Raw genomic sequence first — 15,157 nt, forward strand, 5'->3', positions numbered from 1 at the left:
CGCGGGCTCCTCGGCCGAGGGGGCCGCCGACATCGCGTACGTGTTCAGCATCGTCACGGCGATCGTGTCGCTGCTGATCGCGGCCGGGCTCGTCGTGCTCGCGCTGCTGAACAACAGGGGCAAGAACGCCTCCCGGATCACCACCTGGGTGCTGGGCGGCATCCTGCTCTGCTGCACCGGCGGCGGGCTGCTCACCGGCCTCACCGGTGGCATGACCGGCGGCACCGCCACGGGTGACATGCCCAGCCCGGACGAGATCCAACGCCGGCTCGACGACGCTCTGCCGTCCTGGTACACCCCGGTCAACCTGCTGCTGGGCCTGGTGGCGCTGCTCGCCCTGCTGGCCGCGCTGATCCTGCTGGCGCTGCCGAAGGCGAACGAGTTCTTCCGCAAGCCCAAGGCCGGCTGGGAGCCGCCGGTACCGGGCGGCGCGTACCCGGCGGCCCCGGGGCACGCGGGTGACCCGTCGTACCCGTCGTACCCGGGCCCGACCGGCGACCCGGCGTACCCGCCGGCTCCCGGCACCCCGCCGCCGCCGTCCACGCCGGGCGGTCCGCCGCCGTCGGCCGGTCAGCCGCCGGCCGGGCCGGCCGGTCAGCCGGGCGAGCGCCGCGACCCGGAGCCGCCACCCGGAAGTTGACGTCCGGATTGAGGCGACGCCGACGATCCCTCCGAGTAGGTTGCATCCGACGCCTACCGGAGGGATCAGTCGTGTCGTACCCCGATCGGGCCGCCCCCCGCCGGCCGGGCGCCGTCCTCGCCGCGGTGGCGGTGCTGCTGGCGATGGCGGTCGGCGCCGTGGCGTACGCGGTGGCGAACCTCGCCGTCACCGGCGGCACGGTGGACCGGTTCCGGGCCGCCGCGGCGGACGAGACCGGCGCGAGCGGCGGCGACATCGACCAGGTGGCCGGCCTGCTGCGCGCCTCGACCTACCTCGCCGCCGTGCTCGGCGTGCTGGCCGCGCTGCTGCTGGTCGGGCTGGCGCTCGGCCTGCTCGCCGGCCGGTCCGGGGCCCGCGTGGGAACCTGGGTCGTCGCCGGCACCGGCCTGCTCTGCGGCTGTTGCGGGCTGGCGTTGCTGGTCGGCCAGCGGGCCGCCCCGTTGCAACTCGGCCCCGAGGACCGGATCACCGCCGACCTGCTCGGGCTGGTCGGGGACGCCTACCCGGGGTGGTGGATCCCGGTGAACGCGGTGGTGTCGGTGGCGCAGATCCTCGGCTATCTGGTGGTCGCCGCGCTGCTCACGTTGCCGGCGGCCGGCGCGTTCCTGCGCAGCGGCACCGGACCGGCGCGGCCGTCCGGGTACGGCGCCACCGTGTCCGGCGCGCCCGTCTCCGGGCCGACGCCCTGGGGACCGCCGCCCGGCCTGCAACAGCCGTCCGCCCCGCCCGCGTCCGCCCCGCCCGCGTCGCCGTGGGCCGCACCGCCGCCTCCCGAGGACCGCCCATGACCGGTGACACCCACCCCTCCCGGCGCCGTGCCCTGGTCACCGGCGCCAGCCTCGGCATCGGCGAGGCGTTCGCCCGGCGGCTCGCCGCCGACGGCTGGGACCTCGTCCTGGTGGCCCGGGACGCCACCCGGCTCGACGCGCTCGCGACCGAGCTGACCGGCCGGCACGGCGGCGACGCGGAGACGATCGCGGCCGATCTGTCCACCGAGGACGGTTGTGCGACGGTCGAGCGCCGGCTTGCCGACGGCCCACCGGTCGACCTGCTGGTGAACAACGCGGGGATCAGCTTGAACACCTCGTTCGTCCGGTCGCCGGTGGCCGACGAGGCGCGGCTGGTACGACTCAACGTGCTCGCGGTGCTGCGTCTGACCCACGCCGCGCTCGGCCCGATGATCGAACGAGGGCAAGGGGCAGTGATAAATGTCTCTTCCGTTGCGGGCTTCGGTGTCCCCATGCCGGGATCCACGTACTCGGCCAGCAAGGCGTGGGTGACGAATTTCAGCGAGTCGATCGGCCAGTCCGTCGCGCCGCTCGGCGTACGGGTGATGGCGCTCTGCCCCGGCTACACCCGCACCGGCATCCACGAGCGGGTCGGCATCGACATGTCGCGCCTGCCCGCCTGGGCCTGGCTGCGTGCCGACGATGTGGTCGCCGAAGGGCTCCGTGACCTGCATAAAGGCAAGTTCGTGAGTGTCCCGGACTGGAAGTACAAGGTGGCGGTCGCCGGGCTGCGGTACGCCCCGAAGCGCCTGCTGCGGGGCTTCCGCCGGGACACCCGGGGCGCGGTCGACCGGCGACGCGGCTGAGCGGCGGCGGGGCCGGTCGGCGGCCGACCTCGATGGACGGTCGCGCAGCGTAGCCGCTCATCGCCACCCATCGGTCGCCCACTGGGTTGACCAGGGCGGACCCCGAGCACGGCTCTCAGACTTGCGAAGTACTCTCTTGGGCCATGGGCGACCGCGACGACCTGCGCAAATTCATCAGTGACCTGGCTGTGGTCCACGGCCGGGTGGTGCTCTCGTCGGGCCGCGAGGCGGACTGGTACGTGGATCTGCGCCGGGTCACGCTCCATCACGAAGCGGCTCCGTTGATCGGTCGGGTCATGCTCGATCTGACCGCCGACTGGGCGTACGACGCGGTTGGTGGGCTGACCCTGGGCGCCGATCCGGTGGCCGCCGCCATGTTGCACGCCTCGGCCGGCACCGACGGCGCGGTGGACGCGTTCGTGGTCCGTAAGGAGGGCAAGGCGCACGGCCTCCAGCGCCGGATCGAAGGTCCGGACGTGGCCGGTCGCCGGGTCCTGGCGGTCGAGGACACCTCCACCACTGGCGGAAGTGTTTTGACGGCGGTCGAGGCATTACGCGAGGCGGGGGCCGAAGTGGTGGGTGTGGCGGTTATTGTTGATCGAGGCGCCGGCGACGCGGTGCGAGCCGCCGGATTGCCCTATCGGGCGGCCTATACGTTGGCTGACCTCGGCCTTGTGGCGTAAAAGTCTGCCGATTCGGATCTGCTGATATGCAGGCGGATCGATGCTGCTGGTGGAAGGATGGAATACGTGGGAACTGCGTTGGCTGAAATGACCATGCCTCAGATCTCGCCGCTTGCCGGCGAGCCGATCGAACGCGCCGACGCCGAGCGGCTTGCGGGGGTCCTCAAGGCCCTCGCGGACCCCGCACGGCTGCGGCTGCTCAGCCTGATCCAGTCGGCTCCCGAGGGGGAGGCGTGCGTGTGTGACCTCACCGCGCCGCTCGGCCTCTCGCAGCCGACGGTCAGCCACCACCTGCGAATCCTCACCGAGGCCGGCTTGCTGGAGCGGGAGAAGCGCGGGGTCTGGGCGTACTACCGGCTGGTGCCGTCCGCGATCGCCACGATCGCGGATCTGCTCACCCCGCCGCGGAAGCGGGCCACCAAGAAGGCTCGCTGAAACCTTTCGGGCCGGCCCGTAGAGGGTCGTCCCGGCCGGGTGCCCGGTGGCGTGCGAGGGGTGGCGCCATCAGCGCACGATGACGGCTGCGGCCGTTCGTGTGACCCGGTTCGATCAGTCATGCCGAAGGCCGGTCCTCGCCCGAGGGCCGGCCGTCGGTGTCTGAACCGTGCTCAGCGGCGGTGCTGCCCGCCGTCTCCGTGACCCGGCCGGTGCTCCTCGATGCCCTCGCGAGCCGCCTCCACGGTGCCGGCCACGGTCGCCGCGGTGATCACCGCGACCGCCTCGCCGCGCTTGCGCGCACGCCGGTCCCGCAGGAACTCGAAGAAGATCGGCAGCACCGAGATCACGATGATCAGCGCGACCACCGGCAGGATGTACCTGTCGATCTTGTCGCCGATGGCGTCGTAGATCTGCCGGGCCAGCAGGTAGCCGATCAACAGGATGCCGTCCACCCAGAGGACCGCGCCCACCACGTTCCACACGAAGAACTGGCGGGCCGACATGCCGAGCACCCCGGCCACCGGGTTGAGGAACGTCCGCACGATCGGGATGAACCGGGCCAGCACCACCGCCTTCGCCGGCCCGAACTTCTGGAAGTAGTACTCGGCCTTCTCCACGTACTCCCGCTTGAACAGACGGGAGTTGGGCTTGTCGAACATGCGGCGGCCGTACCGGGCGCCGAGCCAGTGTCCGAGCTGCGCCCCGACGATGGCGCAGAGCGGCCCGCCGATCAGCAGCCCGGCCAGGGACAGGCGGGTGCCGTCGCCGAAGATGGCGTCGGCCACCGGGGAAGCGGCCACCCCGGCCAGGAACAACAGCGAGTCGCCCGGGAAGAAGAAGCCGACCAGCAGCCCGGTCTCGGCGAAGAGAATGACCCAGACGCCGATCATGCCGAAGGTGTGGATGAGGTCCTTCGGATCGAGCGGGTTCAGCGCCACGCTCTCGGAGAACATCCGTGTCTTCTCTGCTGTGTCCACGGCCACACAGGGTACCCCGGCCCGGTCCGGCATTTCGGCCGGACCGGGCGTCCTCGTCAGAGGCGGGGATCGACGGGCTCGGACTCGCAGGCGAGGATCGCGAACACCAGCTCGTGGCGGCGCCAGAGCGGCGCGTCCTCGGACAGCGCGTCCAGCGCGGCCAGGCCGAGGCCGTGCTCGCGCAGCGCGAGCCCGCGCTTGCGACCCAGCGAGCGCCGGCGCAACGCGGCGAGCTGACGTGCGTCCGTGTAACCGGGACCGTAGATGATCCGCAGGTACTCGCGGCCCCGGCACTTGATCCCCGGCTGCAGCAGCGGGCCCTTCGGACCACGGGCGGCCAGGCCCGCGTACGGCTTGACCACCATGCCCTCGCCGCCGGCCGCGGTGAGCGCCAGCCACCACTGCGTCGCGTCCGCCACCGCCGACTCGTCGGACAGGTCCACCACCCGCCGCCGGGTCGGGGTGAAGAACTCCGGGTCGGCGGCGCAGAGCCGGTCGGCCAGCGCCAAGTGCCAGCCGTGGTCGCGGTCGGCGTAGCTCACCCCGGCCCCGGCCAGCACCGCGAACGGTGCCAGCGTCACCCCGCGCAACCCGTCGGTCGGCCGGACGTACGCCCGGTAGGCCGCCGAGTAGGCGGTCACCTCGGCGGCCCGCTCGGCCATCCGGTCACGCAGCCCGTCCACCGGCAGCCCGCGCGCGGCGGCCGAGTCCAGCGCGGCGAGCACCGGCGGCAGCGCCGCCCGCCCGGCCGCGCCCACCCCGGCGTACTGCTCGCGGATCAGCCCGCTCGCCTTCGCCGACCAGGGCAGCAGCTCGGCGTCGAGCAGCAGCCAGTCGGTGCCCAGCTCGGCCCAGAGACCGGCGGTGGTGACCGCGGCGCGCACCCGGGCCAGCAGCTCGCCGTCGAGCGGCGGACCGAAGAACGGCCTACCGGTACGGGTGTGCACCACCCCACCGCCGAACCGGCCCGGCTCCCGCTCCACGAGCACCACCGCCCGCGAGCCCATGTGCTTCTCCTCGCAGACCACCCGGTCGACACCGGCCGCCCGGTAGTCGGCGAACGCCTCGGCCGGGTGCTCCAGGAACCCCTCGACAGTCGACGTGGAGCAGGGCGCCATGGTCGGCGGCAGCCACACCAGCCGGCCCGGGTCGACAGCGAAGCGGCTCATCACCTCCAGCGCGGCGGCGGCGTTCTCGGCCGGCACTGTGAGCGACCCGTACGCGTGGGTGACGTGGCGTCGCCCGGTCACGTCGGCCAGGTCCAGCACGGTGTCCGGCCGCACGGGCGCGACCGGGACCAGCGGCCGGGCCGGGGCGTACCACTCCTTCACCGCCGGTACGGCGACCAGCTCCTTCTCCGGGTAGCGCAGCGCGGTCAGCTTTCCGCCGAACACGCAACCGGTGTCCAGGCAGATGGTGTTGTTCACCCACTCCGGCTCGGGCGTCGGCGTGTGCCCGTACACGACCATCGCCGAGCCCCGGTAGTCGCGCGCCCACGGGTAGCGCACCGGCAGGCCGTACTCGTCGGTCTCGCCGGTGGTCTCGCCGTAGAGCGCGAACGACCGCACCCGGCCGGACGCCCGCCCGTGGTACGCCTCCTTCAGCCCGGCGTGCGCCACCACCAGCCGGCCGCCGTCGAGCACGAAGTGGCTCACCAGGCCGTCGATGAACGTCTCCACCTCGGCGACGAACTCCGGCGGCTCCGCAGCGAGCTGCTCCATCGTCTCGGCCAGACCGTGGGTCAGCCGGACGTCCCGGCCGCGCAGCTTGCGCTGCAGCTTCTGCTCGTGGTTGCCCGGCACGCAGATCGCGTGGCCGGCCGCCACCATGCCCATCACCAGGCGGAGCACGCCGGGCGAGTCCGGGCCGCGGTCCACCAGGTCACCGACGAACACCGCGGTACGCCCCGACGGGTGCTCCGCGTCAACCGGGCGGCCCGCGTCGTCGCGTCGCAGCACGTAGCCGAGCCGGGACAGCAGCGCCTCCAGCTCGGTACGGCAGCCGTGCACGTCCCCGATCACGTCGAACGGGCCGGTCAGCTCGCGCCGGTCGTTGAACAGCTTCTCGTAGCGGATCTCCGCGGCGTCGATCTCCTCCACGCCGCGCAGCACGTGCACCTTGCGGAAGCCCTCGCGGGCCAGCCGCCCGTACGACTGCCGCAGGTCGCGGCGCATCCGGTTGAGCACCTGCCGGCCGAACGTGCGGTCGGCGCGCGCCTCGGTACGCTCCCAGGCCACCGCCTCCGGCACGTCCAGCACGATCGCCACCGGCAGCACGTCGTGCTCCCGGGCGACCCGGATCAGCCCGGCGCGGGCGTGCGGCTGGAGGTTCGTCGCGTCGACCACTGTCAGCAGGCCGCGCCGCAGCCGGATGGCGGCGACGTGGTGCAGCGCGTCGAACGCGTCGGCGGACGCGGACTGGTCGTTCTCGTCGTCGGCCACCAGGCCGCGGAACGTGTCCGAGGAGAGCACCTGGCTGGGCGCGAAGTGCCGCCGGGCGAACGTGGACTTGCCGGAGCCGGAGACGCCGACGAGCGCCACCAGTGCCAGCTCGGGGATGTCCAGGACGGTCATCGGTTCGTCGCCTCCTTCCGGTCGTCGCTGGTGTTCTCGTTGCGGTCGGCGCGGGTGAGCACCGCCATCTGGGTCGGCGCGCCCACCTCCGGGTCGTCGTCGCCGACACCGCCGACGACAGCCGTGTAGCCGTGCGCCGCCGCCACCTGATCCACCCAGGCCGCGAACTCGGCCCGGGTCCACTCGAACCGGTGGTCCGCGTGCCGGAACCGGCCCGGCCCGAGCCCCTCGTAGCGGACGTTGTACTCCACGTTCGGGGTGGTCACCACCACCGTGCCCGGCCGGGCGTGACCGAACACCGCGTCCTCCAGCGCGGGCAGGCGCGGCGGATCGAGGTGCTCCACGACCTCCATCAGCACCGCCGCGTCGTACCCCCGGAGCCGGTCGTCGCGGTAGGTCAGCGCCGACTGCCACAGCCCGATCCGGTCCCGCTGCCGCTCCGGCAGCCGGTCCAGGCGCAGCCGCCGGGCCGCCATGGCCAGCGACCGGTCGGACACGTCGACGCCCACCACCTCGGTGAAGCGCCGGTCCGCGACGAGCGCGGTCAGCAGCGCGCCGCCACCGCAGCCCAGATCCAGCACCCGGCTCGCACCGCTGTCCCGCAGCGCGGCGAGCACCGCCTCGCGCCGCCGTACCGCCAGCGAGGCGCGGCGGACGTCCTCCACCACCGGCGCCTCCCCGGGCGCGGGGTCGATGCTGTCGTCGGCGGGCGGCTCGTCGGCCAGGCGCAGCTCGGTCAGGCGGGCCATCGCCACGCCCGCGAGCGCCCGGCGGTGCGCCAGGTAGCGCCGCGTGATCAGGGCCCGCTCCGGATGGCCGGCCAGCCAGCCGGCGCCCGCGCGCAGCAGCTTGTCCACCTCGTCCGGCGCCACCCAGTAGTGCTTCGCGTCGTCGAGCACCGGCAGCAGCACGTACAGGTGGTTGAGGGCGTCCGCGAGCCGCAGCGTGCCGGTCAGCGTCAGGTCGACGTAGCGGCTGTCACCCCACTCCGGGTACGTCTCGTCGAGCGGGATCGGGGTGGCAGTCACGGTCCAGCCCAGCGGGGCGAAGATCCGTACCGCCAGCTCCGCGCCGCCCCGGCAGCGCAGCACCGGCACCCGTACGGTCAGCGGGATCGCGGTCGCGGCCAGTTCGGGACGGTCACGCGACTCGCCCCGCAGCGCGGAGCGGAACACCTTCGACAGCGCCGACGAGAGCAGGCTGGAGGCGGCGTACGGGCGGTCGTTGACGTACTGCCCGAGCGCGAAGCCCTCCGGCGCGCGGTTCTTCCGGCCCCCGCCCAGCCTGAGTGGATCGACCTCGACCAGCAGCGCCGCCGTGCAGCGCGCCTCGTCCGCCTCCGGGTAGAACACATGCGCGGCGCCGGCGGGCAGATCGAAGGTCTGCACGCGGTCCGGATGCTTCACCAGGAGGTGGCCGAGGTCGGTTGCGGGGCGGTGGGTCGTGGTCAGGGTCAGCAGCACTTGTCGATGATCTCGTTGTTTTCTGGTTTTTGTCGTGGGGGTTTCCGGGGGAGCCCGGCCCGCTCCGGGCGGTCAGGCTTGATCCCTGCGCAGGCCGGGCTCCCCCGGAAACCTGACGTGGTACCCGTCGCGTCGACCTGTGCTGCTTGGTGGTTCTGCTTCTATGTGGTGGTGCCCCGCCGACCTGTGGTCGGCGGGGCACCATTGTGCTTCTCGTCAGGCTACGAAGCGGGTCTTGCGGCGGCGGGTCAGCACGTAGCCGACCGCGCCGGCGGCGAGCAGCAGCGCACCGAGGCCGGCGATCAGGCCGGTGGAGGAACCGGTGATCGGCAGCGTGCCGCCGTCACCGCCGCCCTGGCCACCGTCGCCGCCACCCGGCGCCGCGTTGACGACGACCTTGGCGGTGTCGTTGGCCGGCTTCAGGTCACGGTAGAAGCCGCCGTCGCACTCGCACGGCACGTTGATCTTCACGAGGCCGGTGTCGTTGGCGATCACCTTGTCGATCTTCAGGCCGAACTCCAGCTTCACGGTGTCCCCGGCCTTCAGGAACGAGTCGAAGTAGCAGCGGTAGTGACGCGCGCCCGGCTTGCCCGGCTCACCCCACTCGTCGCCCTTCACCGGGAAGCAGTTCTCCGGCACGGCGGTCGTGGTGGTGCCCTTCGGCACGTCAAAGGTCAGGTACGTGACCGAGCTGCCGGAGCGGCTGTAGTCGAGCGTGGCCGGGCCGTTGTTGCGCAGCCCCACCGTCGCCTTGACGGTCGCGCCCGCCTTGCCGGTGACCGACGCGCCGAGCGCCTCCAGGTCGGTGCTGTTGTTGCCGGTGACCTTCACCTGCAGGTACGAGGCGTTGTTCTCCGGCCGCGGGTCGGCCTGGAAACCCCGCGCGGCGGCGCGGCCGGCGGCCTCGGCCAGCGTCAGCTTGCCGTCGGTGCCCGGCTTGCCGATGGTCACGTCGTAGTTGCCGAGGTAGTTCTCGAAGTCCTCGAACTCGTCCGGCGTCATCCAGATGATCTCGCCGTACCGGTTGCCGGGCGCCATGGTGTCCGCGCCGAGCGCGTACGGCAGCGTCGCGCCGAACGTGCTGCCGCCGGGGAGCTCCTCGTCGAACCGGCAGGTGCGCAGCTCGTCACCGACGTACGTGCAGTTGCTGTAGTGCTTGGCGGCGTTCATGCCGTAGTCGTTGTAGAAGACGACGGCGGCGCCCTTGGCGGTGGTCTCGCCGACGTTCGTCACCTTCAGCGGCGCGGTGAAGCCCTTGCCCGGAGCGGCCGACACCGTGGTCTCCGGGCCGGCGGCCAGGTCGACGCCCTCACCGACGCGCACCTTGGCCTCGTGCGAGACGCTGTCGACGCCGTTCGCCGACAGCGTCACCTTGAGCGTGCCGGTGTCGCCGTCCTGGGCCTTGCCGGTGGGCTTGATCTGCACCGGGAAGACGCCGGACAGACCCCACTCGTCGAGCTCCACCTCCCAGGGCGTCGTGCACACGAGCACGTTCGCCGACGGCGAGGTGCAGTCCGTACCGGTGTTCTCCTCCTCGCCGACGGTCACCTTGCCGGCGAGGCCGGTGAGGTCGTAGCGGACGGTGAGGTCGTGCAGCACGACCGAGGTCGAACTGCGGATGATGCTGTAGTCGATCTTGCCGTCCGAGTCGGCGGCGATCGTCGTGTCGCTGAAGTAGACGCCGAGCTTGACCTTGGGGTCAGCCGCGAAGCCGGGTGTGGCGGAGGCGGCGACGAACGCGCCTGCGACGCCCAACCCGGCGAGCAGACGCCGGCTGGAGTTGCTGAGCATGTGGAGGGTCCTCCCGTGGGGGTGATCAGGTGGAGCCCACGGAGCTTAAAGATTCCTTAAGGGATCGCGTTGTCCCAGATGATGAATATTGACCGAACGGATGATCGTCGCCGCCGCAATGTTCCAGCCGCCCGGGACCGTCCTTCAAACGGACACCGGGAGGTGCAGTGACGTACGAGGAGTTCGCCGACGCGCGGTTGGGCGCCCTGCTGCGGTACGCGGTCATGCTGACCGGAGACCCGCACCAGGCCCAGGACCTGGTGCAGGACACCATGGTCCGGGTGCAGCTGCACTGGCGGCGGGTGGCTCGCAGCGACGCCCCGGAGCGATACGTGCGACGCATGCTCACCAACCAGTTCATCGACTGGCGGCGCGGCTCGTGGGCCCGGCGCGTGCTGCTGCGCGGCGACGTCGACGGCTCGGTGCCCGCGTCCGCCGACCACGCCCAGTCCGCAGTCGACCGGGACCAGGTCCGCTCCTGGCTGTCCCGACTGCCCCGGCGGCAGCGCGCCGCGCTGGTGCTGCGCTACTACGAGGACCTGCCGGACGGGGAGATAGCCGAGATCCTCGGCTGCGCCGTGGGCACCGTCCGGTCCAGCATCTCGCGCGCGCTGGCCACCCTCCGAGCCGAACTCGTGGAGGTCTCCTGATGATCGAGGACGAGCTGCGGGCCGCGTTCGCCCGCCTCGAGGAGTCGACCCCGCCCGTCGGCCCGGTCCGGGCCGCCGTCGACCGGGCGGTGATCACCCGCCGTCGACGCCGTCGGCGCGTACGCCTGGCCGGCACGGCGCTGGCGGTCGCCGCCGTCGCGTTGGTCGGCTTCACCGCCATGGCGCCCCGGCCACCGGCGCCCACGGCGGCGCCCCTGCTCGCCACGCCGGAGCCGGAACCCGGCGGCGCGCTGAACCTGCTGCTGCTCGGCGTCGACCAGTCGGCCGGCAGCCGCCGTGCCGACTCGGTGCTGCTGGTGCACGTGCCGGCCGACCGGAGCCGGCTCTACCTGGTGTCGCTCCCGCGTGACCTGCTGGTGCCGGCGCCGCGCGGAACGGAGAAACTCAACGCGACCTTCTCCCGCACCACCGGTTCGGGCACCGACCTGGCGGCCGGCTACCGGGCGACCCGCCAGGCGGTCGCCCGGCTGACCGGGGTACGCGTCGACGCGGGCGCGGTGCTCACGTACCCGGGGGCCCGTGACCTGACCGACGCGGTCGGCGGCGTGCCGGTCTGCCTGCCGGAGCCGGTCCGCTCGGTGCACACCGAGCGGCGCTTTCCCGCCGGATGCCAGCGGCTCGACGGCGCGGCGGCGGTGGACCTGCTGCGGCAGCGGTACGGCCTGCGCGACGGCGGACTGGACCGCGACCGCAACGCGGCCCGCTACGCCGCCGGCCTGCTCCGCCAGATGCGTGAGCGGGGAACGGCGACCGATCCGGCGCAACTCAACCGGCTGCTCATCCGGATCGGCCCGGCCGTCACTGTCGACGCCGGTGACCTGTCGTTGCCGGCGCTGGTGGGCGCGACCGCCCGGGCCGGCGCCGCCGAGCCGGTCGCGGTCGCCTTCCCGGTGCTCGCCGAGTGGAACGGTCGCGGGTACGAGGCGGACCCCGAACTCACCCCGGGGTTCCTGGACGCGCTGCGGGCCGACCGGCTGGGGGAATGGGCCGCCGCCCATCCGGCCCGGGTCACCGCCCTGCGGTGACCCGGGCGCCGGTTCAGCGGTAGTCGTCCTCGTCGGCGGTGACGACGCGGGCCTGCTCCATGGCGTCCCAGTCGTCGACCTCCAGGCCGCGGTGCGGCTCGCCGTCGCTGTCGTCGGTCACCGTGGTGGCCTGCTCGACCGCGTCGGCCGGCTCGGCCTCCAGATCCCGCTCCTCCGGGGCGAGGTGGTCACTGGGCGCGAAGTCCTCGTCGGGCTGACCCATCGTCCCTCCCTGATCTCCGTGCGGGCATCGTCCCCACCACCGTACGGGCTGGTCCGGGTCGCCGCCCGGCGGCGGGCGGAACGCGGAGTCGGCGATTGTCCCGCTCCCGGCGCGCGGCCGGTGCCAGGATGGTTGCCATGGGCTTTCTGATCCGACTGGCGATCACGGCGGTCGCGTTGTGGATCGCGACGCTGATCGTGCCCGGGGTGGAGGTGAGCGGCCGTAACACCGGCAACAACGTGCTCACCCTGATCGTGGTGGCGCTGGTCTTCGGTGTCGTGAACGCGGTGCTCAAGCCGCTCATCAAGGTGTTCGGCTGTGTGTTCTACCTGCTCACGCTCGGCCTGTTCGCGCTGGTGGTGAACGCGCTGCTGTTCATGCTGACCGACTGGATCGCCGGTCTGCTGAAGCTCCCGTTCCACGTGGACGGGTTCTGGGCCGCCTTCTGGGGCGCCATCGTGGTGGCGGTGGTGAGCTGGCTGATCAGCGTCGTCGTGCCGGACCGGCTGGAGAATCGGTGAGCAGCGCCCGGGCCGGTTGTGCCCCGTGCGCGCTCCTACGGGATACTGCCCGCGGTGGACAGCGCGGTCCGGCGCACCCGTGGACGTGAGCGACCGGAACGGTCGCGCCCATGGAAGACAGCGGCCTGCACGGCCGAGAGCGGTAAGTAAGGAGCGTTCGACATGCCCATCGCTTCCCCTGAGGCTTACGCGGAGATGCTGGACCGGGCCAAGGCCGGCCGGTACGCGTACCCCGCGATCAACGTGACCTCCTCGCAGACGCTGAACGCGGCGCTCAAGGGCTTCGCCGACGCGGAGAGCGACGGCATCATCCAGGTCTCCACCGGCGGCGCGGAGTACCTGTCCGGCCCGTCCGTGAAGGACATGGTGACCGGCGCGGTGGCGTTCGCCGCGTACGCCCACGAGGTCGCCAAGAAGTACCCGGTGAACATCGCGCTGCACACCGACCACTGCCCGAAGGACAAGCTGGACAAGTTCGTCCGGCCGCTGATGGCCATCTCGCAGGAGCGCGTCAAGGCCGGCCAGGAGCCGCTGTTCCAGTCGCACATGTGGGACGGCTCGGCCGTGCCGGTGGCGGAGAACCTGGAGATCGCCGAGCAGCTCCTCACCGAGGCCGCCAAGGGCAAGATCGTCCTGGAGATCGAGGTCGGCGTCGTCGGCGGCGAGGAGGACGGCGTCGAGAACGCCATCAACGACAAGCTCTACACCACCGTCGAGGACGGCCTGGCCATGGTCGACGCGCTCGGCCTGGGCGAGAAGGGCCGCTACATGGCGGCGCTGACCTTCGGCAACGTGCACGGCGTCTACAAGCCGGGCAACGTCAAGCTGCGCCCCGAGGTGCTCAAGCAGATCCAGGACGCGGTCGGCGCCAAGTACGGCAAGGACAAGCCGCTCAGCCTGGTCTTCCACGGCGGCTCCGGCTCGCTGCTCTCGGAGATCCGGGAGGCGCTGGACTACGGCGTGGTGAAGATGAACATCGACACCGACACCCAGTACACCTTCACCCGCCCGGTCGCGGACCACATGTTCCGCAACTACGACGGCGTGCTGAAGGTCGACGGCGAGGTCGGCAACAAGAAGATGTACGACCCGCGCGTCTGGGGCAAGGCCGCCGAGGCCGGCATGGCCGCCCGCGTGGTCGAGGCCTGCGAGCACCTGCGCTCCACCGGCACCACCATGAAGTGACCCTCCGCTTGTAAGGAAGGGCCCCTTGTTAACGCCGTGCGTTAACAAGGGGCCCTTCCTCTACCGGAGGCGTTAAAAAGGGGCCCTTCCTTTCACTGCACCAGCAGGCGGACGGCGTCGCGTACGTCGTCGGTCAGGTGGATCGTGTGCGACAGGTCGCCGAACGGGGACGCGGCGAATAGCGGCCGCAGCAGCGACTCCACCGGCAGCTCCGTGGTCCAGTACGCGCGGTCCAGGAACACGTACGCCCCGCTCGCCCCGTCGGTGCCGTAGAACGTCTTGGTGGCCGCCTGGAACACCTCCTGCACGGTGCCGGCCTTGCCTGGTGCGAACACGATCCCGCCCCGGGCCAGCCGCAGGATCGTGTCCTCCCGGATGGCGTTGGAGAAGTACTTCGCGATCCGGCCCGCGAACAGGTTCGCCGGCTCGTGGCCGTACAGCCAGGTGGGGATGGCCAGCCCGCCGGACCGGGCCCACTCGGTGCCGGGCGCCGACGGACGGGGCGACGGCAGCGACGGGCCGTCCGCGTACCGCTTGCGCACCGCCAGCGCCGCCGCCGTGTACCGCTCGTGGTCGGTGAAGTCCGGCGCGACGGCGAGCGTGTCGATCGCGGCGGACAGCTCCTCGGCCGGCCACGCAGCGAGGAACGCGCCGAGGTTCGCCGCCTCCATCACGCCCGGACCGCCGCCGGTCACCACCAGGCGGTCGGCCCGCGCCAGCTCCCAGCCCAGCACCGCCGCCATCCGGTACGCGACGCTGCCGCGCGGCACCGCGTGCCCGCCCATCACGCCCACCACCGACTGCGGGCCGTGCGCGGCCAGCCACGACCGGGTGGCGTCGGCCAGCGCGTTGTCCACACCGTGGTCGTGCAGTCGCTGCCCGAGCGCCTCGCGTACGTCCGGCAGCGCGCCGCCGTGCGCCCGGAAGTGCGCGTACACCCGGGTGTCGTACATCCCGGCGAACCCGCTCTCGGCGAACCCGGCGGCCAGCTCGTCGGCCGTGTAGAGGTGCGACGGCTGGGTCGGGTAGGGCAGCCCGGAGAACGGCGGGACCACGTTGGCGCCCCGCCGGACCAGGTCCGCGCCCACCTCGCGGCCGGCGAACCGGCAGCCCACGAAGAGCGTGCCGGTGACGTCGACGTGGCGCAGGTCGGGGACCGGGTCGAGGTCGAGGCGGAGGCCCTGCACGGTCAGCCCGGCCAGGGTCCCCCCGGCCAGCCGCTGCTCGAACGCGGTGCGGGTCTCGATCTCGTTGACGTGGGGCGCGTGCGGCTCGATGACGTCCGCGGGTGGTGGGGTCGGCACCCCGACATCCTGCCTCCGCACGGCAAGTGCCGAAACCGGGGGCGGGAA

The 15,157-nt window shown here is 72.4% G+C and carries 15 protein-coding genes; 9 read left to right on the forward strand and 6 right to left on the reverse strand.

Features of this window, described 5'->3' with window-relative positions:
• The 5 genes from KBX39_RS06715 to KBX39_RS06735 all read left to right on the forward strand — a co-directional run.
• The coding region (locus KBX39_RS06715; RefSeq protein ID WP_210869611.1) for a hypothetical protein at positions 1-640 on the forward strand (640 nt) is incomplete at its 5' end.
• Positions 641-711: 71 nt separating this feature from the next.
• On the forward strand, positions 712-1,449 hold the full coding sequence (locus KBX39_RS06720; protein WP_210869613.1) for a hypothetical protein: 738 nt from the start codon (positions 712-714) through the stop codon (positions 1,447-1,449).
• A complete protein-coding gene (locus KBX39_RS06725) occupies positions 1,446-2,255 on the forward strand; it encodes an SDR family oxidoreductase (protein WP_043327567.1) in 810 nt (269 codons plus the stop codon). The genes KBX39_RS06720 and KBX39_RS06725 overlap by 4 nt, the downstream gene beginning before the upstream one ends.
• 143 nt (positions 2,256-2,398) lie before the next feature.
• The gene (gene pyrE / locus KBX39_RS06730) at positions 2,399-2,938 is read left to right on the forward strand and encodes an orotate phosphoribosyltransferase (RefSeq protein ID WP_043327566.1); all 540 of its coding nucleotides are present in this window, start codon (positions 2,399-2,401) and stop codon (positions 2,936-2,938) included.
• Positions 2,939-2,995: 57 nt separating this feature from the next.
• The gene (locus KBX39_RS06735; RefSeq protein WP_007454255.1) at positions 2,996-3,373 is read left to right on the forward strand and encodes a helix-turn-helix transcriptional regulator; all 378 of its coding nucleotides are present in this window, start codon (positions 2,996-2,998) and stop codon (positions 3,371-3,373) included.
• 173 nt (positions 3,374-3,546) lie between these two features.
• Here KBX39_RS06735 and KBX39_RS06740 read toward each other — a convergent pair whose 3' ends face one another.
• The 4 genes from KBX39_RS06740 to KBX39_RS06755 form a co-directional block, all read right to left on the reverse strand.
• Positions 3,547-4,386, reverse strand: a complete 840-nt coding sequence (locus tag KBX39_RS06740; RefSeq protein ID WP_043327565.1) for a DedA family protein — start codon at positions 4,384-4,386, stop codon at positions 3,547-3,549.
• A gap of 23 nt (positions 4,387-4,409) precedes the next feature.
• Positions 4,410-6,926 (reverse strand): polynucleotide kinase-phosphatase, encoded by a 2,517-nt coding sequence (locus KBX39_RS06745; RefSeq protein ID WP_210869614.1) that lies wholly within the window; start codon positions 6,924-6,926, stop codon positions 4,410-4,412.
• Entirely contained in the window at positions 6,923-8,389 is a 1,467-nt protein-coding gene (locus tag KBX39_RS06750) for a 3' terminal RNA ribose 2'-O-methyltransferase Hen1 (protein ID WP_210869616.1), read from the reverse strand. The genes KBX39_RS06745 and KBX39_RS06750 overlap by 4 nt, the downstream gene beginning before the upstream one ends.
• A gap of 216 nt (positions 8,390-8,605) precedes the next feature.
• The gene (locus KBX39_RS06755) at positions 8,606-10,180 is read right to left on the reverse strand and encodes an LPXTG cell wall anchor domain-containing protein (protein WP_069088118.1); all 1,575 of its coding nucleotides are present in this window, start codon (positions 10,178-10,180) and stop codon (positions 8,606-8,608) included.
• 167 nt (positions 10,181-10,347) lie between these two features.
• Here KBX39_RS06755 and KBX39_RS06760 point away from each other — a divergent pair, with 167 nt between their 5' ends.
• Together KBX39_RS06760 and KBX39_RS06765 are read left to right on the forward strand one after the other, a co-directional pair.
• The gene (locus tag KBX39_RS06760; protein WP_210869618.1) at positions 10,348-10,830 is read left to right on the forward strand and encodes a SigE family RNA polymerase sigma factor; all 483 of its coding nucleotides are present in this window, start codon (positions 10,348-10,350) and stop codon (positions 10,828-10,830) included.
• Positions 10,830-11,876: an LCP family protein gene (locus tag KBX39_RS06765; protein WP_210869620.1), complete on the forward strand. Its 1,047-nt coding sequence runs from the start codon at positions 10,830-10,832 to the stop codon at positions 11,874-11,876. Before KBX39_RS06760 ends, KBX39_RS06765 begins: the two co-directional genes overlap by 1 nt.
• A gap of 13 nt (positions 11,877-11,889) precedes the next feature.
• Here KBX39_RS06765 and KBX39_RS06770 read toward each other — a convergent pair whose 3' ends face one another.
• Entirely contained in the window at positions 11,890-12,099 is a 210-nt protein-coding gene (locus tag KBX39_RS06770) for a hypothetical protein (protein WP_030500565.1), read from the reverse strand.
• Between the two features lie 137 nt (positions 12,100-12,236).
• Between KBX39_RS06770 and KBX39_RS06775 the strand changes: the two genes are divergently transcribed.
• Positions 12,237-12,620 carry a phage holin family protein gene (locus tag KBX39_RS06775; RefSeq protein ID WP_043327559.1) on the forward strand — a complete coding sequence of 128 codons (384 nt, stop codon included), beginning with the start codon at positions 12,237-12,239 and terminating at the stop codon, positions 12,618-12,620.
• Between the two features lie 162 nt (positions 12,621-12,782).
• Positions 12,783-13,805, forward strand: coding sequence for a class II fructose-bisphosphate aldolase (gene fbaA / locus KBX39_RS06780; RefSeq protein WP_043327558.1), 1,023 nt, complete (start codon positions 12,783-12,785; stop codon positions 13,803-13,805).
• Between the two features lie 92 nt (positions 13,806-13,897).
• Here fbaA and KBX39_RS06785 read toward each other — a convergent pair whose 3' ends face one another.
• Positions 13,898-15,109 carry an LOG family protein gene (locus KBX39_RS06785; protein ID WP_210869622.1) on the reverse strand — a complete coding sequence of 404 codons (1,212 nt, stop codon included), beginning with the start codon at positions 15,107-15,109 and terminating at the stop codon, positions 13,898-13,900.
• Between the last annotated feature and the right edge of the window lie 48 nt (positions 15,110-15,157).

It is taken from the genome of Micromonospora sp. D75, assembly GCF_018070405.1.
GTDB lineage: Bacteria > Actinomycetota > Actinomycetes > Mycobacteriales > Micromonosporaceae > Micromonospora > Micromonospora chalcea.